At 75.5% G+C, this 24,960-nt stretch carries 22 protein-coding genes; 6 read left to right on the top strand and 16 right to left on the bottom strand.

The genetic code is table 11. The features are described 5' to 3' along the window. Nucleotides 1-5: 5 nt before the first annotated feature. The gene (locus DSM104299_RS01645; RefSeq protein WP_272475543.1) at nt 6-986 is read left to right on the top strand and encodes a M48 family metallopeptidase; all 981 of its coding nucleotides are present in this window, start codon (nt 6-8) and stop codon (nt 984-986) included. 3 nt (nt 987-989) lie between these two features. Here DSM104299_RS01645 and DSM104299_RS01640 read toward each other — a convergent pair whose 3' ends face one another. The 3 genes from DSM104299_RS01640 to DSM104299_RS01630 are packed head-to-tail and all read right to left on the bottom strand — an operon-like array spanning nt 990 to nt 3,687. Next, nucleotides 990-2,015, bottom strand: coding sequence for a GNAT family N-acetyltransferase (locus tag DSM104299_RS01640; RefSeq protein WP_272475542.1), 1,026 nt, complete (start codon nt 2,013-2,015; stop codon nt 990-992). Nucleotides 2,016-2,020: 5 nt separating this feature from the next. Then, nucleotides 2,021-2,662, bottom strand: coding sequence for a response regulator (locus tag DSM104299_RS01635; RefSeq protein WP_272475541.1), 642 nt, complete (start codon nt 2,660-2,662; stop codon nt 2,021-2,023). 47 nt (nt 2,663-2,709) lie between these two features. Continuing rightward, complete coding sequence (locus DSM104299_RS01630) at nt 2,710-3,687, bottom strand: hypothetical protein (protein WP_272475540.1); 978 nt, start codon at nt 3,685-3,687, stop codon at nt 2,710-2,712. A gap of 111 nt (nt 3,688-3,798) precedes the next feature. On the opposite strand from DSM104299_RS01630, the gene DSM104299_RS01625 reads away from it, so the two are divergent. Further along, entirely contained in the window at nt 3,799-4,881 is a 1,083-nt protein-coding gene (locus tag DSM104299_RS01625) for a bifunctional UDP-N-acetylglucosamine diphosphorylase/glucosamine-1-phosphate N-acetyltransferase GlmU (RefSeq protein WP_272475539.1), read from the top strand. Here the strand turns inward: DSM104299_RS01625 and DSM104299_RS01620 are convergent. From DSM104299_RS01620 to rlmD, 10 genes are all read right to left on the bottom strand, one after another. Further along, entirely contained in the window at nt 4,826-5,182 is a 357-nt protein-coding gene (locus DSM104299_RS01620; protein ID WP_272475538.1) for a response regulator, read from the bottom strand. The genes DSM104299_RS01625 and DSM104299_RS01620 overlap by 56 nt on opposite strands. A 5-nt stretch (nt 5,183-5,187) precedes the next feature. Then, nucleotides 5,188-7,059 carry an MHYT domain-containing protein gene (locus DSM104299_RS01615; RefSeq protein WP_272475537.1) on the bottom strand — a complete coding sequence of 624 codons (1,872 nt, stop codon included), beginning with the start codon at nt 7,057-7,059 and terminating at the stop codon, nt 5,188-5,190. A 90-nt stretch (nt 7,060-7,149) separates the two neighbouring features. Then, nucleotides 7,150-8,184 carry a glycoside hydrolase family 18 protein gene (locus tag DSM104299_RS01610; RefSeq protein WP_272475536.1) on the bottom strand — a complete coding sequence of 345 codons (1,035 nt, stop codon included), beginning with the start codon at nt 8,182-8,184 and terminating at the stop codon, nt 7,150-7,152. Between the two features lie 14 nt (nt 8,185-8,198). Beyond that, nucleotides 8,199-9,539 (bottom strand): phosphoglucosamine mutase, encoded by a 1,341-nt coding sequence (glmM, locus tag DSM104299_RS01605; RefSeq protein ID WP_272475535.1) that lies wholly within the window; start codon nt 9,537-9,539, stop codon nt 8,199-8,201. Beyond that, nucleotides 9,536-11,689 carry a glycosyl hydrolase family 18 protein gene (locus DSM104299_RS01600; RefSeq protein WP_272475534.1) on the bottom strand — a complete coding sequence of 718 codons (2,154 nt, stop codon included), beginning with the start codon at nt 11,687-11,689 and terminating at the stop codon, nt 9,536-9,538. Before DSM104299_RS01600 ends, glmM begins: the two co-directional genes overlap by 4 nt. 33 nt (nt 11,690-11,722) lie before the next feature. Next, a complete protein-coding gene (glmS, locus tag DSM104299_RS01595) occupies nt 11,723-13,570 on the bottom strand; it encodes a glutamine--fructose-6-phosphate transaminase (isomerizing) (protein WP_272475533.1) in 1,848 nt (615 codons plus the stop codon). Nucleotides 13,571-13,574: 4 nt separating this feature from the next. Next, nucleotides 13,575-14,579 carry a polysaccharide deacetylase family protein gene (locus DSM104299_RS01590; RefSeq protein ID WP_272475532.1) on the bottom strand — a complete coding sequence of 335 codons (1,005 nt, stop codon included), beginning with the start codon at nt 14,577-14,579 and terminating at the stop codon, nt 13,575-13,577. After that, nucleotides 14,576-16,003 carry a glycosyltransferase family 2 protein gene (locus DSM104299_RS01585; RefSeq protein WP_272475531.1) on the bottom strand — a complete coding sequence of 476 codons (1,428 nt, stop codon included), beginning with the start codon at nt 16,001-16,003 and terminating at the stop codon, nt 14,576-14,578. The genes DSM104299_RS01590 and DSM104299_RS01585 overlap by 4 nt, the downstream gene beginning before the upstream one ends. Nucleotides 16,004-16,005: 2 nt before the next feature. Beyond that, complete coding sequence (locus tag DSM104299_RS01580; RefSeq protein WP_272475530.1) at nt 16,006-17,325, bottom strand: nucleotide sugar dehydrogenase; 1,320 nt, start codon at nt 17,323-17,325, stop codon at nt 16,006-16,008. 204 nt (nt 17,326-17,529) lie between these two features. Further along, nucleotides 17,530-18,942, bottom strand: coding sequence for a 23S rRNA (uracil(1939)-C(5))-methyltransferase RlmD (gene rlmD / locus DSM104299_RS01575; protein ID WP_272475529.1), 1,413 nt, complete (start codon nt 18,940-18,942; stop codon nt 17,530-17,532). Between the two features lie 21 nt (nt 18,943-18,963). Here rlmD and DSM104299_RS01570 point away from each other — a divergent pair, with 21 nt between their 5' ends. Then, a complete protein-coding gene (locus tag DSM104299_RS01570) occupies nt 18,964-20,226 on the top strand; it encodes a hypothetical protein (RefSeq protein ID WP_272475528.1) in 1,263 nt (420 codons plus the stop codon). A gap of 52 nt (nt 20,227-20,278) precedes the next feature. Then, nucleotides 20,279-22,027: a hypothetical protein gene (locus tag DSM104299_RS01565; RefSeq protein ID WP_272475527.1), complete on the top strand. Its 1,749-nt coding sequence runs from the start codon at nt 20,279-20,281 to the stop codon at nt 22,025-22,027. 33 nt (nt 22,028-22,060) lie between these two features. Here the strand turns inward: DSM104299_RS01565 and DSM104299_RS29315 are convergent, their stop codons facing one another. The 3 genes from DSM104299_RS29315 to argF form a co-directional block, all read right to left on the bottom strand. After that, nucleotides 22,061-22,165: a TrmO family methyltransferase domain-containing protein gene (locus DSM104299_RS29315; protein ID WP_349294486.1), complete on the bottom strand. Its 105-nt coding sequence runs from the start codon at nt 22,163-22,165 to the stop codon at nt 22,061-22,063. Between the two features lie 145 nt (nt 22,166-22,310). After that, a complete protein-coding gene (locus DSM104299_RS01555) occupies nt 22,311-22,787 on the bottom strand; it encodes a hypothetical protein (protein WP_272475525.1) in 477 nt (158 codons plus the stop codon). A 174-nt stretch (nt 22,788-22,961) separates the two neighbouring features. After that, nucleotides 22,962-23,825 (bottom strand): ornithine carbamoyltransferase, encoded by an 864-nt coding sequence (argF, locus tag DSM104299_RS01550; protein WP_272475524.1) that lies wholly within the window; start codon nt 23,823-23,825, stop codon nt 22,962-22,964. 88 nt (nt 23,826-23,913) lie between these two features. On the opposite strand from argF, the gene DSM104299_RS01545 reads away from it, so the two are divergent. Both DSM104299_RS01545 and DSM104299_RS01540 read left to right on the top strand, forming a co-directional pair. Next, the gene (locus DSM104299_RS01545) at nt 23,914-24,582 is read left to right on the top strand and encodes an endonuclease/exonuclease/phosphatase family protein (RefSeq protein WP_272475523.1); all 669 of its coding nucleotides are present in this window, start codon (nt 23,914-23,916) and stop codon (nt 24,580-24,582) included. Nucleotides 24,583-24,595: 13 nt separating this feature from the next. Continuing rightward, entirely contained in the window at nt 24,596-24,955 is a 360-nt protein-coding gene (locus tag DSM104299_RS01540; protein WP_272475522.1) for a cupredoxin domain-containing protein, read from the top strand. Nucleotides 24,956-24,960: the final 5 nt, after the last annotated feature.

The raw sequence follows: 24,960 nt of genomic DNA, 5'->3' as shown, positions 1-24,960 counted from the left end.
GCCTCATGAACACGCTCCCGGTCGACGGCTACCAGCTCCAGGGCATCTCCCCACGTGCCTTCGAGCATCCCGCCGACCGGGCGGCGACCGCGGCGCTCGCGTCGATCCCCGGACTCGATCAGGTGGTGCGCAAGCTGATCGAGCTCGGGTACGAGCGGGCGCTGCGCGCGGCGTACCTGGGGTCCTCGGTCCGGCTCGGCCCGGCGCAGCTGGCGGAGACCTGGAACGCCCACAACCAGGTCTTCCGCACGCTGGACCTCGACGACGTCCCGGAGCTGTACATCACGCAGTTCCCGGTGGCCAACGCCTCGACGATCGGGGCCGGCCGGCCGATCGTGGTGATCAACTCCGAGTTGGTGCGGTTGCTCGGCGTCGAGGAGCGCCGGGCCGTCCTGGCCCACGAGGCGGGGCACGTCCTGGCCGACCACGTCGTCTACCACACGGCGCTGGTCATCCTGCTGCGGATGGGCACGAGCCTCCCGATCCCGGTGATCGGCGGCCTGCCGCTGATGGCCGTGCGACGCGCGTTGATGGAGTGGTATCGCGCGGCGGAGCTGTCCTGCGACCGCGCGGCCGCGCTGGTCACGCGCGACCCGGAGGCGGTGTGCCGGACGCTGATGATCCTCGCCGCGGGCGCCGAGGCCGACGACCTCGACCTCTCCCAGTTCATGGCCCAGGCGCACGACTTCGACACCGGCGGCGGCGGGCTGGAGCGGCTCTCGCGGCTGTTCCTGGACATGAACCTGACGCACCCGCTGCCCGTGCGCCGCGCGCAGGAGCTGATGACGTGGGTGCGCTCGGGCGAGTACGACCGGATCGTCGCCGGCGAGTACCTCAAGCGCGGCGAGGAGCCGGGCGCGCGCGCCGAGGCCGGCGACGCGGCCGCGCACTACGCCGACCGGTTCCGCACGCTGTTCAAGGACGCCGGCGGCGCCGTCGGCAGCGCGACCGATCAGCTGGCCGACTGGCTGAAGAAGGACCGCTAGCTGCTAGCCGCCGACGCGATCGAGGTCGCGCGCGTACGCGATCGTCGGCATGCCGAAGCGGGCGTCATCGACCGGCGGCGCGACGGTGCGCCAGCCGCAGCGTTCGTAGAAGCGCCGCGCGCGGCCCTGCGCGGCGGGCGTGACCAGATGCATGCGCTGGAAGCCGTCGGCGCCCGCGCGTGCGATGGCGATGTCCATCAACTTGGTCGCCAGCGGCGAGCCCCACCAGGCTGGCTCGACGTAGAGCTGGCCGAGGTAGGCCGTGTCGGGGTCGTCGGGGCCGCTGAGCGCGTCCACCGCGGGGCGCCACGACACGTGGCCGGCCAGGACGCCGCCGGGCTCGGCGACGACGCACCGGTAGTTGGGGTCCTTCAGCGCCTCGACCTCGTCGTCGGTCGTGTGGTCGGGCACCGGCCAGCCCGGAGGCGAGAAGTCGCGGAAGCGCTCCATCGCCTCGCGCAACTGGAGCGCGAGCCGGGGCGCGTCGTCGAGGGTCGCGTCCCGCAGCGCCCACGGCGCGTCGCCCTCGGGGCGCCGGATCAGCCAGCGGTCGGCGGTGCCGAACGGCGTCTCGACGGGACCCGTGTTCGCCTCGCCGAGCTTCTGCGCGACGCGCTGGGAGTTGGCGTTGTCGGCGACGATCAGCGAGATCAGCTCGGGCAGGTCGAGCGCGGTCCACGCCCATCCGATCGCGGCGGCGGCCGCCTCCGGCGCGTAGCCCTTGCCCCACGCGGGGCGCGCGAGCTTCCACCCCACCTCGACGCCGGGCCAGCCTTCGGGGTGGAACAGGCCGACGCGGCCGAGGAACGCGCCGTCCTCGCGGCGCTCGACGATCCAGCCGCCGTACCCGCGCAGCGCCCAATGGCCGGCGTGCGTGGCGAGCCCGGCGAACGACTCGTACGGCGTCTTCACGCCGCCGAGGAAGCGCTGCGCCTCCTCGTCGAGCGCCGCCTCGGCGTGCGGCGCGACGTCCTCGGGCCGGAACTCGCGCAGCAGCAGGCGAGCGGTCTTCAGGCGGGGCGGCCGCATCGGCGCTAGGGCGCCGCCGCGGGATCGAACAGGGCGTTGAGCAGGCCGATCGCCACCGCTTGGGCGGACGTGCGCGCGCCGAGCTTGCGGCGGACCTCGGCGAGATGGGTCTTGACCGTCTCCTCGCCGATGCCCATCCGCTGGGCCATCTCCTTGCGATCGCGTCCCTCGGCGAGGTGGCGGAGCACCGCCAGCTGCTTGGGCGACAGGTCGCCGAACTCGGTTGCCTCGGCCCGCGCCGCGAACACCGGCGAAGTGTAGGTCTTGCCGCGCGACACGAGCAGGATCGCCCGCAGCAGGTCGCTCGACGCGTCGGCCTTGGAGACCACGCCGTGCGCCCCGGCGGCGAACGCCTGGTTGGCGATCCCGATCTCCTCGCGCCCTGTGTAGAACACGACCTCCACCGATGCGATCTCGGCCCGGACGCGGCGGCACAGCGCGAACCCGTCGATCGGCGAGCCCTCCAGCGCGACGTCGAGGATGACGACCCGCGGCCGGTGCTCGCGACAGGCCGCGAGCGCCGCCGCGGCGTCGTGCGCGTAGGCGACGACCTCCACCTCGGGCCGTTGGTGGAAGAGCGTGCGGAGGCCGAGGACGACCATGGGGTGATCGTCGACGACGACGAGGGGAACGGAGAGAGACGGCATCGGAGCGCGCGACTCCGCGTGGGACGGCGGGGTGCGCCCGCCTCACTCTACGACGAGGAAGCCGCCGGAATCGTCCACTCGACACGAAGTGCATCATCTCGGGTGCGAACCGCGCAGACGTCGCCAAGGGCGGCGCTCACGACGGCTCCAGCGCCCGCCAGAACACCTAGTTCTTGGTGCGTCCAGCCGACCGGCGCCTGCGCCCGACCGGCCCCGCCAGCGATGACGCGCCATCCGTCGGGGTGGGCAGAGATCGCCACCACCGCGCGTTCGCCGCCGAGACGGGGATCGGCCGCCAGCGCCTCGGCGAGCATACGCGCGCAGGCCGACCACCCCGGCGCGGGCATCAGCGCCACCGCCCGCGCGCCGGCGTCCTCGCCGCCCTGGACCTCCAGGTCCACGCCGGCGGCCGCGAACGCGTCGGCCAGCACCGCGGCGACCGGCTCGGCGCGGGCGACCGCCGCCGCTTCCAGCGCGGCCATGACCTCGCGCACCCCGGACAGCCGCCGCTGCGACTCGGCCTCCAGCTCCCGCAGCTCGCGGGCGACGGACGCACGCTCGTCGTCGCCGAACACGTCGCGCAGCGCGCCGTCGGCCACGAGCTGCAGGGTGCTCACGTCGGTCCGCAGCCGGTGCGTGAGCGACTCCAGCAGGTCGGCGAACAGGACCGCGTGCCGGCGCGTGCGCTGCTGGAGCAGCAGCGCGACCCGCCCGTCGGTCGCGCGGCGCAGCACCTCCGCGGCGCGCTCGGCCGCCGCGTCCGGCGGCGCCTGCGCGGCCAGCAGCCAGCCCGTCGCGGCGCCGCAGCGCGCCTCGACCATCCACGGCGCCGGCGGCGGGGCCGGCTCGGCGTGCCGTGGCGCGACCGGCCCGGACGCGCCGGACGCGCCGCGTACCGCGGCGCCGCCCTCCATCAGTGAGAAGCGCAGATCGAAGGACGCCGACCCGAGGAGGGCCGCGACCTCGCGCGCGGCGCGCTCCCAGACCGCGACGGCGGCGTGCCCTGCGTCGGCGTCGGGGACCATGCGGGCGGTGTAGCAGGGTGGCCCGCGTTCGCGGCCCCGTCGCGCCGCCGTCATCCCCCGCATGGGGTAGCGCCGATGGAGATCCGCGCCCGGCGCCGCGAACCTGCGCGAGTGACCTCCACACCGTCGTCCCCGGCGCCGGCCGTCGTCGTCCTCGCCGCCGGGCACGGCACGAGGATGCGCAGCCCGCTGCCCAAGGTCCTGCACCCGATCTGCGGGCGGCCGATGGTGGCGTGGACGGCGCGCGCGGCGCTGGGCGCGGCCGCCGACCGCGTCATCGTCGTCGCCGGGCCCGGCGCCGACCTCGCGCCGCACGTGCCCGACGCCGTGATCGTCGCCACGCAGCCCGAGGCCCGCGGCACCGGCGACGCCGTGCGCTGCGCCGCCGAGCACCTCGACGCCGACCGGCCGGTCGTCGTGCTCGCCGGCGACGTGCCGATGGTGACCGCCGCGACCGTCACCGACCTCGTGGCCGCCCATACCCGCGCCCGCGCGGCTCTGACGGTCCTCACCATGCGCCTCGACGAGCCGGCCGGCTACGGCCGCGTCGTGCGCGACGAGCGCGGCGACGTGCTGCGCGTGGTCGAGACCAAGCAGCCGGGCGACGCGACCGCGGCCGAGCTCGCCATCGACGAGGTCAACACCGGGGTCCTGTGCTTCGACGGCGGCGCGCTGCTCGCGACGCTGCCGGCGCTCAAGCCCGACAACGCCCAGGGCGAGCTCTACCTGTCCGACACGCCGGCGCTGCTGCGCGCCGCCGGCCACCGGATCGCCGCGCACGAGACCGGCGACGCGGCGGTCTGCCTCGGCGTCAACGACCAGGCCGACCTCGTAGCGGTGCGCGCCGTGGCCCAGGCGCGCATCCTCGACGCCCACCTGCGCGCCGGCGTGACGATCGTCGAGCCGGCGACGACGGTGATCGACGCCGACGTGCGCATCGGTCCCGGGACCGTCGTCGAGCCGGGCTGCCAGCTGGAGGGCGCCACGGTGGTCGGGGCCGGCTGCCGCGTCGGCCCGCACGCGACGCTGCGGTCCGCGCGGCTCGGGGACCGCGTGAGCGTCCTGCACTCGGTGCTCGAGGACTGCGCCGTGGAGGACGACGCCGCCGTCGGCCCGTTCGCGCACCTGCGCTCCGGGGTCACCCCGCCGTCAGCCGCCCGAGGACCGCGAGCAGCTCGTCGACCGGGCCCTTGACGGTCACCGCGTCCACGAGCCCGCGCACGGCGTCGACCTCCGGCGAGTCGCCCGCGGCCGAGTGCAGCACGATCGGCACCTCAGGACGGCGCGCGCGGAACGCGCGGACCAGCGGCAGGCCCGACAGGTCCGGGAGGTGCAGGTCCAGCAGCACCGCGTCCTGCCCGTCGAGCTTGGCCAGGCCGTCCGCCGCGGTCTCCGCGCTGTCGGAGACGGCGAAGCGCCCGTCGAGGCGGAACGACACGCGCAGCGCGAGCGTCACGCCCGGATGGTCGTCGACCACCAGCACCCGCTTGACCACGGGTCCTAGCCCTCGGCCGCCTCGGCGCGCGGCGCGTCGGCGCCCGCGCCGGCCCGCCGCTCGCCGCCGTGCCGCGGGAGCGTGACGGTCACCGTCGTCCCGCTGCCCGCGCTCGCCCGGACGACGACCACGCCGCCGAGGCGCTCGGCGCGCTCGCGCATGCCCAGCAGGCCCCAGCGACCCTCGGGGATGCGGTCGGGGTCGAAGCCGGGGCCGTCGTCGTGGACCATCGCGCTGACGCTGCCCCTGCCGGCCCGCAGCCCGACGTGGACATCCGCGCCCGCGGCGTGCTTGTCGGCGTTGTTGATGGCCTCGCGCACCGCGAAGTAGAGCGCCTCGCCCACGCCGGCGCCGAGCTGCTGCCAGTCGTCTCCGTCCTGGACCACGGACACGGCGCAACGGCCGCTGCGCGCGTGCTCGGCGGCGAGCGCCTCGACGAGCTCGGGCACTGTGGCCTCCCCGTCGAGCGCCCGGCGCCCTTCGCGCAGCCCGCGCAGCACGTCGCGCATCTCGTCCTGGGTGCGCGAGAGCTGCTCGGCGGCGCGGACCACGAGGTCGCGCGCGTCGGGCCGGTCGTCGTCGAACGCCTTGATCGCCAGCTGCGCGTACCAGGACGCCAGCGAGACCTCCTGCGAGACGGAGTCGTGCAGGTCCCTGGCCAGCCGCGTGGCAGCCTCGGTCCGGTCGGAGGCACGCAGGCGCTCCACCAGCTCGGCACGCTCGATCGCGACCGCGGCCTCGGCGGCCAGGAGCCGGACCGCCGCGCGCCGGCGCCGGGACGGCAGCGCCGTGCGGCGCGCGAGCTCCAGGCACAGGACGGCGGCCACCCGGCCGTCGCGCAGGACGGGCTCGAGCAGCAGCGGACCGCCGGGGGCGTCGGCGACGACGCGACCGCGGCGCTCGTGGCGGACCGCCTCGATCGCCTCTATGATGTGCGTTCCTACGTGATGGGTCTCACGGAGCGCCAGCCCGGCGGTCGCGGCCGGGCGCGGCGGCCCGTCGGCGACGAGGTCGTACAGGCACGCCACGACGCACCCGGTGATGCGCTGCGCGGCCTCGCACACGGCGTGGCGGCCGTCCAGTCCGGCGCTCATCTCCCGCAGCGCCTCGCCGACCGCGCGCATGACGCGCGCGTCCTCGATCGCGCGCCGGTGGACGAGCGACTGCGCCAGGGCGGCGCCGAGGATGCTCAGCGCGACGGCGGCCACGAGGCCCGCGGTGAGGACCTGGGCGCCGGAGCCGCCCGCCGGCGGGCCGGCGGGCGCGCGCAGGCCGACCGCGCTCATCCCGACGTACTGCGTCGCCGCGATGCCGGCGCCGAGCAGCACGCCGCCCGCCCCGCGGCGCCAGGTCGACGGCGCGTCGCCCGGCCGGCCGAGCGCCAGGGACAGCCCGCCCAGCGCGCCGGCCGTCGCGGGGACGATCGAGGCCAGCAGGACCGCCGCGTCCCAGCGGCGCGTCACGCCGTCGGCGCGCATCGCGCTCATCGCCACGACGTGCGCCGCGGCGACCGCGGCGCCGAAGCCGAGCGCGGCGGCCTGCTGCCGGCGCCGGCCCGGCCGGGGCGGCATGCCCGCGGCCAGCGCGCAGGCGCCGCCGATCCCGGCCAGGACGAGCGACGCGGCGACCAGCCGCGGGTCGTAACGGACCGTGGCCGGGACCCGGAAGGCCAACATCCCCGTGAACTGCGTGCCCCAGACCCCGCAGCCGAGCGCGACCGCCGCCGCGGCGAGCCAGCGATGACGCACGGCCGGCTGCACGACGAGGCGCAGGCGACCGACCAGCTCGATCGCGGTGAACGACCAGACGGCGGCGGTGAAGATGGACAGGGCGACGAGCCAGGGCTCGACCCAGGTGTGCAGCGGGACGGTGGACACGGACGCGAGACGACGGACGGCGGGGGACGGACGGACGGAGCGGCCCGTATGACTAGCGCACGCGCGACAGACTTGACCCCCTCCTCCCCCTTAGGGGGGAGGCGCGGAGGTCACGCCCGCCGATCGGGTGCGCCGCGCGGTCGCCAGGCCGTCCCAGAACCGCTCGGGCTCACGGCCGAGCGAGAAGAGGCCCAGCCAGGTCGCGCCACCCGCCCGGGCCGCGGCCGCCCGCGCCCGCAGGCCCGCCGCGGTCTCGTAGACCACGGTGTCGCCGCCGAGCTGGAAGCGCGACGACCCGTCCTCCTGCAGGGCCCCGGCGCCGTTGGCGCGGCGCAGGCGCTCGGCCTCCGCCGAGGACAGCAGCGTGCCGCGGCCGGCCGCCGGCCAGCGGTAGCCGAACGCTCCGAGCAGCGGGACCGCCCTGGCCGGCCCGGCCAGCGCGAGCCCGCGCTCGACCACCTGGTCGAAGCCGCCCGTCGTGCTGATCGGACCCGGCGGGCCGCCCGCCCAGTGCTCGTTGTAGCCGGCCGTGAGCAGCAGGTCGACCCGCCGGGCGATCGCCGCCCAGTCGTAGGCCGCGCGTGTGCCCGGACCGGGCCGGGGCACGTAGACGGCGAGCCGGCGATCGTGCCGGTGCAGGCGCCGCGCGGCCGCGCCCACCAGCGCGGTGAACGCGTCGCGCTGCGTGACGCGCAGCTCCTCCATGTCCAACGTCACGCCCGTCGCACCCCGGCTCGCGGCCGCGACGGCCAGCGCGCGCACGATCCGGCGACGGGCGTGCGCGCCCGTCCAGGCGCGGCCGCCGCCGGTGCGGGCGTTGACCACCGGCCAGACCCGGACGTGGTGCGCGCGGGCCGCGTCCAGCAGCGCCTCCCGGCGCCCGGGCGACGGCCCGGCCAGCGCGCCCGAGGCAGGAGCCAGCGTGTACCAGTTCGGGGCGACCACGTCGATCTTCGCGCCGACGCGGCGCAGCCGGGCGAGCTCCTCGCCGCCGACCGAGGAGACGAACGCGAACACGCGCGGCGGCGGCCCGGGCGCGCGCGGGGCGCCGGCGGGCGGCGGCGCCGCCGCGAGCGCCGCGGCGACGGCGGCCAGGGTCCCGAGCCGCGCGAGCGCCGCGCCCACCGCCGCAGCCCGGCTCAGGCGCAGGCCGACACCACGGCGGCCAGCGTCGCGCAGACCGCCTCGGCCTCCGCCAGCGACGGCGCCTCCGCCATGACGCGCACCAGCGGCTCGGTGCCCGAGGGCCGCACGAGCACGCGTCCGCGCCCCGCGAGCGCACGCTCCGCGTCGCGGATCGCGCCGCGCACGGCGTCGTGGGCGGCGGTCCGGGGCGCGTGCCCGGCGATGGCGACGTTGACCAGCGCCTGGGGCAGCCGGTCGAACGGCTCGACGTCGGCCAGCTCGCGGCCGCCGAGCGCCTCGAGGCACAGCAGGGCCGCCGCGGTCCCGTCGCCCGACGGGGCGAAGTTGCGATCGATGAGATGTCCTGAGGGCTCGGCGCCCAGCGCCCAGCCGCGCTCGCGCAGCGCGACGAGCAGGTGGCGGTCGCCGACCGGCGTCTCGCACAGCGCGATGCCGGCGGCCGCGAGCGCCCGGCGAGCGCCGAAGTTGCTCATCGCGGTGACGGCGACGCCGTCGCCCGGAAGGCGCCCGGCGGCGCGCAAATGGGTCGCGGCCAGGACGAGGAGGTCGTCGCCGTCCAGCAGCCGGCCGGCCCGGTCGCAGGCCAGCACGCGGTCGGCGTCGCCGTCGAACGCGAACCCCGCGTCGTACCGGCCGCCGGCCATCGCGGCCTGCAGCGTCTCGGGATGCGTGGAGCCCACGCCGGCGTTGATGTTGCGGCCGTCCGGCGCGTCGCCCACGACGGTGACGCGCGCGCCGAGCGCGCGGAACACGCGCGGCGCGATCTTGAACGCGGCGCCGTTGGCGCAGTCCAGGACGATCCGCCGCCCCTCGAGCTCCAGGCCCGCGAAGCGCCGCAGCAGCGCACGGGCGTAGGCGCGCGCCGGCGCGTCGCTGACCGCGACGGTGCCGAAGCGCGCCGGCGGGGCCGGCGCGGCGTCGAGCCGCGCCTCGAGCGCGGCCTCCTGCGCGTCGGTGAGCTTGTGGCCGTCGGCGCCGAAGAACTTGATGCCGTTGTCGCGGTGAGGGTTGTGCGAGGCGGAGACGACCACGCCGAGGTCCAGGCCGTCGGCCAGCACGCCGAGCGCGGCCGCGGGCGTCGGCGCGACGCCGCCGAGCACGACGTCGACCCCCGCCCCGGCCAGGCCCGCGGCGAGCGCGGCCTCGAGCATCGGCCCGGACGCGCGCGTGTCGCGGACGATCAGCGCCCGCGGCCGGGCACGCTCGGAGAGCGTCGCCGCGGCGGCGCCGAGGCGCAGCGCCAGGTGCGCGCTGAGCCGCTCGCCCGCCACGCCGCGGATCCCGTCGGTGCCGAACAGCCGGCGCTCCGCCGGCGCTGCGATCACCGCGCTCATCCGGCCACCGCCAGCTCCGGGGCGCTCCACAGCCGGTCGTCCTCCTGGCCCAGCCGCCAGAACCCGATGCCGAGACCGTGCTCGCGGGCGACCGCGAGCCGGCGGCCGGTCGTCGCCGCGTCCGGGTACCACACGGTGTGCGCCGCTCCGGCCTCGTCGGTGTAGGACAGGTGCCAGGAGTCCACGTCGGCGTCGTAGATCGGCGTGGCGCCGTAGCGCGCGATCAGCTGCTGGATCTCCGGGTAGTGCCGCCCCTCTCCGGGGTGGTCGGGTCCGCCGTCGCCGACCCAGTCCATCCCGTACAACATGGTCCCGATGACGAAGCGCTCGTGGTTGGGCATCGTCGAGACGTAGTCGGCGATGTGGCGGACCCACCCGATGTCGTCCATCGGGCCCGGCGCGCTGGTGGACCAGTGCCCGCCCCACGCCATCACGAACACCCAGTCGAGGTGCGGCGCGATCGCCGCGTAGTCGAACGCCGTGCCGCGCGGGTGGTTGGGGATGTCCTTGGTCTTCGGCGAGACGTCCTGGGAGAGCAGCTTGCCCTGGGCGTGCAGCCGCCCGGACAGGTCGATGACGAAGCTCGTGAGCGCGTCGCGATCGGCGGCGGCGACCGCCTCGAAGTCGAGGTTGAGGCCGTCGTAGCCGTACTGGTCGACGAGGCCGACCACCCCGCTCAGCCACGTCTCGCGCAGCGCCGGCTCGGTGAGGATCCGGTGCAGGATCGCGGTGCTCTGGCAGTTGATGCGCGGCAGGACCTTGACCTTGCGGTCCTGTGCGAAGCGCACGATGTCGGCGTCGTTGCGGCCGCCGAGCGCCGCGCTCGCGTGATCGCAGTCCCAGAAGGTCGGGTAGATGACGCCGATCTGGCGGTAGGTCTTGCGGAACGCGGCGAAGGACGAGTCCGTCGACGCCAGCAGGAACGCCTGGGCCGTGCCGAGGGTCGGCGGCGGGTCGGCCTGCAGGACGTGCGTGACCGGCGACGGCGCCGACACCACGCCGGTCGTGTCGACCGCCGCGACCGACCAGTCGTGGCCGGACTTCGGCTCGAGGTTGGCGACCTCGGCCTGCGCGTCCGCCACCTGCGCGACGATGACGCCGTCGCGGATGAGCCGATAGCCGCGCAGCGCGGAGCCGTCCGGCAGCGGAGCGGGGCTCCAGCTGAGCGAGAGCGTGGTGTCGCCCACCGCGGCCGCGACGGGCGCGCCGGGCGCGCCGGGCGCGCCGTGCGGAGCCGGCGCCCCGGGCCGGCTCTTCCCCGACACGGGCGCGTTGGCCCCGACGGTGATCGGGTCGGAGTCGGCCGAGGCCCAGCCGGCGGTGTCCAGCGCCACGATCCGGTAGCTCGCGCCCGCCGCCTTGGGCAGCGTGACGCGCGTGGCGCGCACGGCCTTGACCGTGCGCCCGGCGCGCTGGACGCGGTAGCCGGCGATCCGGCCGCGCACGGCGCGCGAGCGCCCCCAGCTCAAGGTGATCGAGGAACCCGTGACCGCCGCGGCGCCGGCGCCCGCCGGCCGGGTGGGCGGCCGGTGGCCGGCCTGCACGGTCACGGTCGAGGAGCGCGGCCCGCGGCGTCCCTTGGCGTCCAGCGTGGCGACCTGATAGCGCACCGCGCGCTTGGTCATCGGCACGGTCAGCGACGGCCGCGTCACGCGCTGGGCGACGCGCCCGTCGCGCAGGATCCGGTAGCCGGCGGGCGCGCTGCCGGCCGGGCGATCCCACAACAGCACGGCGTGCCCGCGCGCGCCGGGCCGGGCGGCCAGCCCGACGACCGCGCCGGCGGGCGCCTGCGCGCCGCCGACCGTGATCCGGGCGGAGCACCGCGTCGGCCGACCGCCGACGACGGCGACGACCGTGACCCGCGCGCGCTTGCCGGGCGGCAGCGCGATGCTCATCCGCCGCGAGGAGGTCTGGCCGACGACGGCGCCGTCGCGCAGGACGCGGTAGGCGAGCCGGGCGGGCCGCCGCGGCGGCACACTCCACGCGACGATGACGCGATCGGCGGCGCCGGTGCTCGGCGCGACGCGCAGGTGCGCGGGCCGGACGGTGGAGCACGCCGGCGCCGCGGCCGCGGAGGCGGGCGCGGCGGCGGTCGTCAGCGCGAGCGCGACGGCGAGCGCCGCGAAGGACGTGAGGGAACGGAGGGTCATCGGGTCCTCGAGGGAAGGGAGGGCGCCGGAGCGCTACTCGACGGTCACGGTCTTGGCGAGGTTGCGCGGCTGGTCGACGTTCAGCCCGCGCGCGAGGGCGACGTGCAGCGCCAGCAGCTGCAGCGGCACGACGGCCAGCAGCGGCTGCAGCTCGGGCAGCGTCGACGGGACGCGGACGACGTCGTCGGCGTGGGACGCCACGGCGTCGTCGGTGTGGCAGGCCACGGCGGTGACGTGCGCGCCGCGCGCCCGCACCTCCGACATGTTGGAGTGCAGCTTGTCGCGCAGCGGGCCGGCGGTCGCGACGCACACGACCGGGGTCTCGGCCGAGAGCAGGGCGATCGGCCCGTGCTTCATCTCGCCCGCGGGGTAGGCGTCCGACGGGATGTAGGACACCTCCTTGAGCTTGAGCGCGCCCTCCATCGCGATCGCCGCGCCGCCCTGGCGCCCGAGGAACATGACCATCGGCGCGTCGACGAACCGCGACGCCGCGCGCGCGGCCCAGGCGTCGCCGTCGGCGACGGCCCGCTCGATGAGGTCGGGCAGGAGCGCGAGCTCGGTCGCGAGCTCGCGGCGCCGGGCGGGCTCCAGCGCCCCGCGCGCCGCCGACAGCCGCAGCCCGAGCGCCGCGAGCGCGGCGACCTGCGCGGTGAACGTCTTGGTGGCGGCGACGCCGATCTCGACGCCCGCCCGCGTGAGCAGGACCGCGTCGGCGTCGCGCGCGGCCTGGGAGTCGGCGATGTTGGTCAACGCCAGCACGCGGCTGCCGCGGGCCTGCGCGGCGCGCATCGCGGCCAGCGTGTCGGCGGTCTCGCCCGACTGCGTGATGCCGATCAGCAGCTCGCCGTCGCCGCCGGGGGCGGCGCGGTGGCGATGCTCGGAGGCGACGTCGACCTCGACGGGCAGGCCCGCCCAGGTCTCGATGATCTCCCGCGCGGCCAGGCCGGCGTGATACGAGGTGCCGCAGGCGACGACGCGCACGCCGCGCAGCCCCGCGAGCTCCTCGTCCGGGATGCCGAGCTGCGGCCCGTCGCCGTCGGCGAGGTGCTCGAAGACCGTGGCGGCGACGCCGTCCGGCTGCTCGGAGATCTCCTTGCGCATGAACGTGTCGAACGCGCCCTTGTCGGGCGCGCGCTGCTCCTCGGCGACGAGGACGGTCTGGCGCCCGGCGCCGGGGCGGCCGACCACGTCGGCGCCCTCCGGCGTCACCCGGACCAGCTCGCCGTCGGCCAGCTCGAGCACGCGCCGCGTCTGCGCGGCGAAGGCCGCCACGGCCGAGGCGACGAAGCTCTCGCCCTCGCCGACACCGACCACCAGCGGGCACTCGCGGCGGACGCCGACGATCAGGCCGGGCTGGTCGTAAGCGATCGCGGCGATCGCGAAGTGGCCGCGCAGACGGCGCCGCGCGCGGTCGACGGCCTCGCCCAGATCGCCCTCGTAGAGCGAGCCGATCAGGTGGGCGACGACCTCCGCGTCGGTCTCGCTGGTGAACTCGGCGCCCTGCGCCGTCAGCTGGAGGCGCAATTGGAGCCAGTTCTCGACGATGCCGTTGAGGACGATGTGCACGCGCTCCTCGCCGTCGGCGTGGGGGTGCGCGTTGGCCTCGGTGACCGCCCCGTGCGTGGCCCACCGCGTGTGGCCGATGCCCGCGGTCGGATCGGGCAGCGCCAGCGCCGTGCCGGCGCCCGCGAGGGCGTGCTCGGCGACCGCGGCGCGGAGCGCGCCGAGGTTGCCGACCGAGCGGACGGTCTCCACGCTGCCGTCCCCGTGGGCGAGCGCGACACCCGCCGAGTCGTAGCCGCGGTACTCGAGGGCGCTGAGGCCGTCGAGCAGCAGGGGCTCAGCCGGGCGAGCGCCCGTGTATCCGACGATCCCGCACATGGTTCTACCTCGTGTTCCGGTGGTGGCGATGGAGGGCGTGCCGGCGAAGCCAGCCGTAGAGCGCGTCCAGGCTCGTGCCGGGACGCATCAGGTAGCGCTCGGCGAGCCCGGCGCCCGGCGCGGTGAACCCCGGGTCGGCGCGGTCCTCGACGAAGAAGCTGCCGAACTGCCGCGTGAGCAGCCCCGAGAGCAGCCGCGGGATGGCGGGGTCGTTGCCGCGCTCCTGCCCGTAGTCGCTGAACGGGACGGCGAAGGCGTGCGGCGTCAGGCCCTGGGCGGCGAAGCGGTCGCGCACGGCGAACAGGTCCTCGCCGACGCGCGCCTCCCAGCCCGACAGGCTCTCCTGGCCCTGGGAGCGGGTGTAGCGGCGCGCGGCGTAGAACGGCGCCTGCGCGCCGGTGGCCGAGACCGTCAGCCGGACGGCGCCCGCGTGCCCGCGCGGCTCGACGTCCCAGCGGCCCGAGCGGACCATCCGCTGCAGCTCGGACCACCGCAGGTCCTTGGGCTCCCCGCGCTCGACCGCCTGGGTCGTGACGAACATCGCCGCCCGCATCCCGGCGCGCTCCAGCAGCCGGTCGGCGGCGCGGTAGGTCGCCAGCCGGCCGTCGTCGAACGTCAGCAGGATCGGCCGGCGCGGCAGCGTCCCGTGCCCGGCGCGGAACGCGGCCCACTGGGCGGTCCCGATCGTCGTGTAGCCGAGGTGGTGCAGCAGCGCGAGCTGCCGGGCGAACGCGCGCCGCGTCGTCGACTGCCTGTCCGCGGCGTCGGAGATGCCGTGCCAGGCGAGGACCGGCACGCGATCGGCCGGCGCCGCCGGCGGCGTGAAGGCCTTGGCCTCGCGGGCGGTCAGGACCATCGGGATCGGCGCGAGCGGACCCATGTGGTGCTCGCGCTGGAACGCCCGGTGCGAGTCGGCGATGACCGGCGCGACGGCCGCGAAGGGCACGATCGACAGCGGCAGCAGCGCCAGCGCGGCGCGGCGGCGCAGCAGGGCGGCGGCGCGCCTCACGAGCCGCCGTCCATCCCGGCCGTCGCCGGGCGCGTGCCCCACGAGGACGAGCGCGCGGTCGCGATCGCCCAGTAGGTCTGCCACAGCAGGAAGAACAGGTAGAAGAAGCAGAAGACGACGCCGTAGATCCACAGCCCGTCGTAGCGCGGCTTGCTGATGACGTAGTACAGGCCGTAGGCCACCGCCATCGCGTAGACGCCGAGCAGGTAGACCGCCGGCAGGCCGGCGCCCTCGACGGCGGGCAGGTAGACGATCGTGCGCAGCGCGACGATCGGCGCGATCAGCGGCAGCACCATCCCGACGTAGATCGACAGCGCCGCGATCGGGTTCTTGCGCCAGACGAAGGAGCCGACGATCAGCGACTCGCGCGTCCACGACCGCTTCCAGCGCAGCTGCTGGGTCATGAACTGCTTGAAGGTGGTCGGCACGAGCGTGTGGCTCACGGCCCGCGCCTCGTAGCGGACCTTCCAGCTGCGCAGCACGCAGTTGGTCAGCGACCGGTCGTCGCCGAAGGTCGACGGCTTGCCGAGGAAGCTCTGATGCTCCCACCACTCGAGATGCGGAAGGATCGCCTCGCGGCGGTAGGCCGAGAAGCAGCCCGAGCAGCACGTCACGCAGCTGAAGATCGACTCGGCCGCCTTGACGACGCGGAAGGCGACGAAGTAGCGGACCGCCTGCATGCGCGTCAGCCACGTCTCCCGCACGTTGAGCACGTCGGCGTGGCCGCAGACGGCGCCGACCTTCGCGTTGGCGAAGCTCTGCACGAGGATGCGCAGCGCGTCGGGCTCGAGCACCGAGTCGGAGTCGACGAAGGCGATGATCTCGGCGTCGGTCGCGCGGATGCCCGCCGCCATGGCGGCGCGCTTGCCCTGGTTGACGCCGAGGTCGATGACGCGGACGCGGCCGCCGGCCTGCTCGGCGACGGCGCGCATCGCGGCCAGCGTCCCGTCGGTCGAGCCGTCGTTGACCGCGACGATCTCGAGCTTGCCGGCGGGGTAGGCGAGCGCCAGGAGGCTGTGCAGCGACGCCGCGATGGCCTCCTCCTCGTTGAAGCCCGGCATCACGATCGCCACGCGCGGCTCGAGCCCGGCGTTCTTCGTGCGCCGGTAGAAGAGGCTGAACACGAACCGCGTGATGATGTAGGCGCTGACGACGATGCCGTAGGCCGTGAACAGCGGATCGACGCTCACGGCCTGCAGGAACGCGCCCTTGTAGGCGACGACGGCGCCGAGCAGGGCGATCAGGTAGACGACGGCGAGGCCGCGCGCGACGCGGTCGACCCACGTGCCCGGCTCGCGCGCGGCGAGGGCGGGTGAGGCCGGCGCGCCGGCGGCCGCGCGCGGCGAGGCAAGCGCCTGGAGCTCGGCGTCGACGGACGTCGCGTCCGGCTCCGCCTCGCGCGGTTGGACGGTGACGGGCGCCACGGCTACAGCGCGTGGCGGAACTGGCCGCCCGGCGTCCGGTAGGTCGCGTCGAGGACGTGCTCGGCGTCGGCCAGGAACGCGTAGTGGTGCTCGGGATGGACCACGGCGACGACGACGAGGTCGTAGTCGGCGGCGTCAGGCGCGACGACGCTGTGCTGCGTGCCCGCGCCCGGGATGTCGACGGTCGGGATCAGCGGGTCGTGGTAGCTGACCTGGGCGCCGCGGCGCGCCAGGCGGCCGGCGATCCGCAGCGCGGGCGACTCGCGGTGGTCCTCGACGCCGGGCTTGTAGGCGACGCCGACGAGCAGGATGCGGGCGCCGGCGTCGGCGATGCCGCGCTCAGCGGTGAGGGCCAGCGCGCGATCGGCCACCGCCGCCGGACGGCCCGCGACGGCGACCATCGCCGACTCGGTGACCGGCGAGGGCACGCCGCCGTCGCGCAGCGGGGCCAGCAGGTAGTACGGGTCGACCGGGATGCAGTGGCCGCCCACGCCCGGCCCGGGGTAGTGGGCGAGGTACCCATAGGGCTTGGTCGACGCCGCCTCGACGATCTCGACCGGGTCGACGCCGTAGAAGCCGGCGGCGGCGGCCATCTCGTTGGCGAAGGCCAGGTTGACGGCGCGGAACGTGTTCTCCTGGAGCTTGGTCAGCTCCGCCGCCTCGGGCGAGGAGACGACGTGGAGCTTGGACGCCGTCGCGGCGACGATCTGCGCCGCGGCCTCGGCGCAGGCCTGCGTCGCGCCGCCGAGGACGCGCGGCACCGTGGCCTGCTCCCACAGCGCGTCGCCCGGGTTGATCCGCTCGGGCGCGAAGGCCACGTGGATGTCCTCACCGATCGTGAAGCCGCGTTCGGTCAGCGGCTCGACGAGCAGCTCCTGGGTCGTGCCGACGTAGGTGGTGGAGGTCAGCACGATCGTCTGCCCGGCGCGGGCGTGCATGACCGCCGCCCCGCAGGCGGCGTGCACGGCGCGCAGGTCGGGCGCGAAGTCGTCGTCGACCGGCGTCGGCACGGCGATGATCACCGCGTCGGCCGCGGCGAGCGCGCGCAGCTCGCTCGTGAGGTCCAGCAGGCCGGAGCGCAGCGCCTCGGTCAGCCGCGGGCGGTCGCGGTCGAGCAGGTCGACCGCGCCGGACCGGATCGCGTCGAGCCGCTGCTCGGAGATGTCGATGCCGACGACCGGGAAGCCGGCGTCGCGCAGCGCGAGCGCGGTCGGCAGGCCGACGTAGCCCATGCCGATGACCGCGACGGTCGCGACGTCGGAGGCGGGCGGGGCGAGGGCGGACGCCGCTGCGGAGGCAGCGTCGTTGTAGACAGCGGACATGGTCACCAGGGGAAGGTCGTCGGAAAGCGGATGCGAGCCGGCGAGAACCGCCCGGCCCGGAGGGCGCCGCTGGACGCCGGCGCTCCCTCAAGATGAGGGCGCCGCCGCGCTCGTCCGAATCCCCATCCCCCGTAGGTGGGAGTCCGTGGGTTGAAGTCGCGCGCCCCTCACCCCTGCGGGGGAGGAGCGGCGGCGCTCGGGGCGCTACTCGCCGCGTTCCAGCAGCGCCACGCACTCGATGTGCGGGGTCTGCGGGAACATGTCGACCGGCTGGACCGTCTTCAGCACGTAGCCGGCCTCGACCATCTGGGCCGCGTTCGGCGCCAGGGTCGTCGGGTTGCAGGAGACGTAGACGATGCGCTTGGGCGAGGCCTCGAGCACGCGGCGCACGACCTTCTGCGACAGGCCGGCGCGCGGCGGGTCGACGACCACGACGTCCGGTCGGCCGGCCTTCTCGACCAGCTCGCGCAGCGCGAGGCGGACGTCGCCGGCGAAGAAGCGTGCGTTGGAGATGTCGTTGGCCTTGGCGTTGCCGATCGCGTCGGCGATCGCGTCCTCGACGATCTCCAGGCCCCAGACCTCGCCGGAGCGCGACGCGAGCGACAGGCCGATCGTGCCGATGCCGCAGAACAGGTCGTACACGCGCTCCCAGCCCTGGAGGCCCGCGACGTCGGCCGCGGCCGCGTACAGCTTCTCGGCCATCTCGGTGTTGGTCTGGAAGAACGCCTGGCCGCTGAGCCGGAACCGCAGGCCGGAGACCTCCTCGGCGATCGTCGGCTCGCCGGCGACCAGCGACGTCGTGCCGCCCGCGGTCGTCTCGCCGACCGTCTCGATCTCGGTGACCAGCAGCGAGTCGGCGGCGACCGCGGCGTGCAGCGAGCCCGCCTCGACCTCGACGCCGTCGCTGACGACCAGCCGCACCTGCAGCTCGCCGGTGCGCCGGCCCTCGCGGATCACGAGGTTGCGCAGCGCGCCGATCTGCGTGCGCCGGTCATAGGCGCTGTAGCCGTGCTCGCGCGCCCACGCCAGGACGTCGCGGCGCGCCTGGTTGCCGCGCTCGCTCTGCAGCAGGCAGTCCTCGACGTGCACGATGTCCTCCCACGAGCCCGGCGCGTGGAAGCCGCAGATCAGCTCGCGAGTCTCGCGATCGGTCCCGAACGAGAACTCGAGCTTGTTGCGGTAGCGCCACTGCTCGACGGCGCCGACGATCGGGAGCATCTCGAAGCCGTCGAGGTGCCCGAGCCGGCGCAGCGCGTCCTCGACCTGCTGGGCCTTGATCTCCAGCTGCTTCTCGTAGGGCAGCACCTGCCACGGCGCGCCCGGGTGGTCGGCCTTGGGCTCGACGCGGTCGGGCGACGGCGTCACGACCTCGATCAGCCGCGCCTCGCCGTAGTGGCGCTTGCGCTTGGTGACGGCGGCGCGCACGGTGTCGCCGGGCAGCGCCTCGCGCACGAAGACGACCCAGCCGTGCTCGGCGTCGCCCCAGCGCGCGACGCCCGCGCCGCCGAACGCGAGCGACTCGATGTGGAGCTCGAGCTCGTCGCCTCGCTGAGGGCGCGGCGGGCGGGCGGAGGCGGCCACGGGGGCGCCGTCGGTGGTGGGGACGTCGGAGGTCACGCGTCTTAGGATGGCACCGCCATGGACCTCGACGTCTACCGGGCGCGGGCGCAGGCGTTCGCGACCGACCTCAACCGCGCCCATCACCGGCGCTTCGCGGGGCACGACGGCGCCTGGGACCCGGACTCGCTCTACGCGCACCACGCGCTCGCGTACGACGACGCGACGATCGAGGCGCTGCGCGCCGCGGCCGGCGCGAGCGACGCCGGCCGCCGCCTCCTGCGCTTCGCCGTCGAGGCCCGGCTCGGCCAGGCGACCGCGCGGACCGACGCCGAGCGCGCCCGCGCCGAGGCCCAGGAAGGGCTCGCCGACCTCACCGGCCAGCTCGCCGCCGAGCCGGACCTGAGCCGCCGCGTCGCGCTCGAGGAGCAGCGGCTGGACGTCGTGACGCGGCGCCTGACGCCGCTGGCCGCCGAGGGCCTCGAGCGCGTGCGGGCCGAGACCCGCGCACTGGGCTGGGCGTCGCCGCGCTCGCTGCTGGCCACGATCCACGGACGGGACCCGGGCGCGCTGGCCGCCGAGGCCGAGGCGCTGCTGCGCGCGACCGCGCCGCCGATGCTGGACGGCGGCGGCGACGCGGGCGGGCCGGCCACCGCGCGCTTCGACCTCCCGCGCGTGCACCGCGCCGCGTGGGCGGACCCGCTGCTCCCGACCGATCCGGTCGGGCACCTGCACGAGCGGCTCGGCGCGCTGGGCATCGACCTCGCCGCGACCGGCGTCACCGTCGACGCGGCCCCGCGCGCCGGCAAGTCGCCGCGCGCGTTCTGCGCCGCCATCTCCGTCCCCGACGACGTCCACCTGGTCGTCGCGCCCCGCGGCGGGCTCGCCGACCTCGAGGCGCTCTTCCACGAGGCCGGCCACGCGCTCCACCTCGCCCACCGCGACCCTGGCGCGCCGTTCGAGGACCGCCACCTGACCGACCGCGCCGAGGCCGAGGCGCTCGCCTTCGCGCTCGAGGCGCGGGCGACCGACGGCATCGACGACCAACGCCTACAGGAACACCGCGCCGCATTGGCCCGCCTGCGCACGCGGCACCTCGCGGCGTCCCTGCTGCACGACCTCGACCTCCTCGACGCCGGCCCCCACCCCGCGCTGCGCGAGCGCTACGCGCGCCGCCTCGCGCAGGCCACCGGCCTGACCTGGCCGTCCGCGCCGTGGCTCGTCGTCGCCGATCCGCTGCTGACCTCGGCCGACTACCTGCGGGCCCTGGCCCGTGCGCGCGCGCTGCAAGCTGACGCGCCGGCGCTCGTCCGATCGCTGATCACCCAGACGCCGGCCGATTAGACTTCCGCCGCCCTCTCCCGCAACTGAAAGGTCCACAACCTTGCGCAATTCGATGCGCGGCGCCGCAAAGCTTGCGGCGCTCGCGGTCCTCGTGGCGTTGCCCGCCGGCGCGTCCGCGGCAAGCCCTCCCGACCCCACCGTCGTCACGTTCGGCGGCACGCCGCTGACCGTCGCGGTCGGCTCGCAGGGCCAGCTCCAGGCCAAGCGCGACACCGACACCGCCAACATCTTCTACCGCTCGTCGAGCCAGCTCGGCGACGCCGGGTTCTTCCTCGCCTTCCCGCCGACCGCCCAGGCGCCGGCGCAGCCGGCGCCGATCAGCGGCAAGGTCTTCGGCTTCTACGGCGACGCGGGTCCGCACCTGATCGACGAGTACTGGCCGGCGACGCCGGCCCAGGCGCCCGCGACCGGCGACGGCAGCGCGGCCAACCCGTTCACGCAGGTGACGTCCTACAGCGCCCGCGCCGACCAGGACGGCAACCCGTCCAACGCCGACACCGACGTCGCGACCGTCACCCAGACGACGACCTACGTCAGCGGCGCCCAGACGTTCACGATCCGCTGGGACGTCAAGAACGCCACCGCCAGCCCGCTGCGCTTCAAGGCGCTCGCCGCGGCCGACTTCTTCTTCGAGGGCAGCGACGTCGGCACCGGCATCTTCACGCCGGGGCCGCCGCGGTTCATCGGCGGCACGAACGCCGACACCGGCCGCTCCGGCGGCTTCGTCGAGATCCCGGACCCGTCGCTGCTGCCGTGGTCGCACTACCAGGCGCTCGCCTACGAGGACGACTCCGGCGCCGGCAACGACGTGTGGACGCGGCTGCGGGACGCGGGCGACGCGGCGACGCCGAGCTACGACGACACCGTCGTCGGCGACCCGGTCGACAACGCCGGCGCGGTCGAGTGGGACCAGTACCTCGAGCCGACCCGGACGCTCGCCGCGGGCGGCGTCGCGTCGTTCGCGCTGATGGTGCGCACGGCGCTGCCGGCCGCGCTGCAGTTCGACCAGACCAACGCGGGCGCGCCGCAGGGCGTCCCGATCGCGTTCCGGGTCACCGCCAAGGACACCGCCGGCAACCCGTTCACGGGCAAGAAGCTGATCTCGACGATCAGCGGCGTCAACCCCGGCACGCAGAGCGCGGCGCTCGCCGCCGACGGCACCGCCACGGTCACCGACCCCGGCGCCAACGCCGGCCAGGACACGGTCGTGTCGTTCGTCGACCTCAACGGCAACGGGACGCGCGAGGCCAACGAGCCGCAGGGCTCGGCGGTGGCGACGTTCGTCGACAAGACGCCGCCGACCTGCAAGGTCCAGGTCACCGGCGACCGGCCGGTCGGCGCGGGCGGCCAGGGCAAGCCGCTGGTGATCACGGTCAACTGCGACTCGCCGGCCACGGTCGCCACGACCTCGACGCTGGCGATCACCCCGCCGGTCAAGAAGGCCGTCGCGAAGAAGAAGGCCAAGAAGTCGACCGCCAGCGCCGCCAAGGCCAAGCACAAGCCGAAGGCCAAGAAGAAGAAGCCCAAGGCCAAGAAGAAGCCGAAGCCGATCGTCGTCAAGCTGGCGCCGACCTCGACGCTGGTCCAGCCCGGTCAGGCGCTCCCGGTGAACATCCTGATCCCGGCCTCGGTGACCAAGAAGTACCCCGGCGCCACCGCGGTGGCGACCGTCACGGTCACGGCGACCGACGCCGCCGGGAACGTCGCCACGACCAAGGCCACCAAGAAGGTCACGATCGCCAAGCCGAAGGCCAAGAAGAAGCCCAAGGCCAAGCACAAGAAGAAGGCGAAGAGGAAGTAGCCGCTACCAGCAGCCGGCCATCAGCTCGCCCGCTCAGGCGGGCTGATGCGTCGGCTCCTGCGGCGCGAACTCGCTCATGTAGGGCTTGATGTCGAGGACGGGCGTCCCGTCCACGGCATCGAGCCCCGCGACGGCCACCTGCAGGCCGTCGACGCCGAGAGCGCGTCGGCGTCGAACCGCGCCGCGTCGAGCGCGATCGTCGCGCGCTCCGCGGCCCAGTCGTCGCGCACCGCCGCACGCCCGCCGACGACGCGCCCGATCGGGACGACCGCGTAGGACCCGCTCATCCCAGCTTGCGCTCGACGGCGGCGAGCACCGACTTGCGCTGGCCGTTGCGGCGCTCGTAGTCGCGGACCTTGCGCAGCTGCGCCGGCGTCAGCGCGCCGAGGCGCTTGGCGACCTGCGCGGCGGTGAGCTCGTCGTAGTCGACGATCGGGAACGAGGGGCCGGCGCCGACGCGCCGCCGCGCTCGGTCGACGGTCCGCAGCACCGCGTCGCCGCGCCCGAGCAGCTGCTCGAGGTCGGCGACGAGCGCCTCGGTCTGGGCACGGCCCGCGGCGACGAGCGTCGACAGCAGCTCCTCGGCGTCCTTGCGCGTCATCCGGCCGCGGCGGACCGCGTCGTCGACCGCGTCCTGCAGCCGCTCGGTCGTCAGCATGACCGAGGAGACCAGCCGCTCGCGCACGGCGTTGAGGTTCGCGCTGAGCTCGTCGGCGGGCGGCGGCGAGGCGGCCCGGGGCTTCTTCTTGGGCGGCGGCATGGTCCTCGCGCCGACCCTACCCGCTCACCCCGCCGGGTTCGCGCAAGTTCGGGCGATGCACCACGTTGCAGTGGATGCGACATCCCCACGGGTCCAGCTACGGGACCAGCGGGCCGGCGCCGGAACCCACACACCGACCCATCCGGCGGCGGCCCGCTCCGTACCCGGCCGACCTCAGCCGGCGAGCAACCACTCCAACATCGCCTTCTGGGCGTGGCGCCGGTTCTCCGCCTGGTCCCAGATGTGCTGGCGGTGGCCGTAGAGCACCGACTCGGTGATCTCCTCGCCCGGATGCGCGGGCAGGCAGTGCAGGGCGATCGCCCCCGGCGCCGCGGCGTCGAGCAGCGCGTCGTCGATCCGGTACGGGCCGAGGGCGGCGCGGCGTGCGTCGGCGGTGTCCTCCTCGCCCATCGAGACCCACACGTCGGTGTAGATCGCGTTGGCGCCGGCGACGGCCGTGTGCGGGTCGGCGACGTTCTCGACCCCGTCCAGCGTGAACTCCGGCGGCGTGCTGAGGACGACCTCGACCCCCGCGATCCGGCCCATGTCGTGCAGCGAGCGGGCCATGTTGTTGCCGTCGCCCACGTACACCAGCTTGAGGCCCTCCAGCGCGCCGAACGCCTCGCGCAGCGTCAAGAGGTCCGCGAGCACCTGGCACGGGTGCGCGTTCTGGGTGAGCATGTTGAAGACCGGGAGCTGGTCCTCGGCGGCCAGCCCCTCCAGCTCGCTGTCGGCGTGCGTCCGGACGCCGACCGCCGCGACGTGGCGGCCGAGCACCCGCGCGGTGTCGCGCAGCGACTCGCCGCGGCCGAGCTGCATGTCGCCGGCGCGCAGGACCATCGGGTGGCCGCCCATCTCGACGACGCCGGCCTCGAAGCTCACCCGCGTGCGGGTCGACGGCTTCTGGAAGATCAGCGCGACGGTCCGCCCGTCGAGGACGTCGCTCGAGCGCGGCGCCAGCTTGAGCGCCGCGGCGCGATCCAGGACCGCGTGCAGGTCGTCGGAGTTCAGCTCGGTGCCGGTGAGGAAGTGGCGCATGTGGAAGCGGGCCATCATAGGCCCAGCGACGCAGACGACCACCTCACCCCCCGCGGGCGCCCATGAAGGCCGGGCATCATAGGACGCGATGCGCGTCCTGAGCTGGAACCTCTTCCACGGCCGCTCCGTGCCCGAGGCGCGGCACGCGCTGCTGGCCGAGTTCACGGACAAGATCGCCGGAGTCGACTGGGACGTCGCCCTGCTGCAGGAGGTCCCGCCCTGGTGGCCGGGGCCGCTGGCGCGCGCGACCGAGGCCGACGCGCGGGCCGTGCTGACCTCGCGCAACTTCGGCCTGGCGGCGCGGCGCTGGGTCGCCGAGCGCCGGCCGGACCTCGTCAAGGCCAACGGCGGCGGCGCGAACGCGATCCTGGTGCGGCGCGGGTTCGCCGCGATCGGCGCGCACGCGAGCGAGCGGCTGCGGACGTGGCCGGAGCGGCGCTGGCTGCACGCGGTGCGCCTCGACGGGTCCGGGGTGTGGGTCGGCAACGTCCACGCGACCGCCAACCCGAAGGACAAGGCGCGCGCCGACATGGCGCGCAGCGGCGCGACGCTCGCGGGCTGGGCCGGCGACGCGCCGGCGCTGCTGGGCGGCGACGCCAACGTGCCGGACCCGGAGGTGCCGGGGTTCGACGACGTCGGCGGCCACCGGATCGACCGCTTCTTCACGCGCGGCGGGCTGGCGGTGGCGCGCGCGCCCGTGGCGCTGGACCATGCGCCGCTCTCCGACCATGCGCCGGTGCTGATCGAGGTCTCGTAGGGTCCTGGGGGCCATGCGCCGCCTCCTCCCGCTCCTCGCCCTGTGCTCGTCGCTCGCCGCGCTCGCCGCCGGCTGCGGCGACTCCGACCGTGGCGGCAGCGCACAGGCGCTCGGCGCCGGCGACGTCATCGGGATGAAGGCGCTGCACTTCAAGCCCGACCACGTGCAGGTCCCGGTCGGCCAGAAGATCACGTGGAAGAACGACGAGAGCGTCCCGCACGACGTCAAGGCCGACAGCGGCGCGGACTTCGCGTCCAAGACCTTCGGCAAGGACGGCACGTATGCGTTCACGCCGACCACGGCGGGGACGATCAAGTACGAGTGCACGCTGCACCCGGGCATGGACGGGACGATCGACGTGGTCGCGAAGTGACCGGC

It is taken from the genome of Baekduia alba, from assembly GCF_028416635.1.
In the GTDB taxonomy this organism is placed as follows: Bacteria; Actinomycetota; Thermoleophilia; order Solirubrobacterales; family Solirubrobacteraceae; genus Baekduia; species Baekduia alba.
The sequence above is the reverse complement of the archived record's forward strand: the minus strand, read 5'-3'. Positions and strand labels throughout refer to the sequence as shown.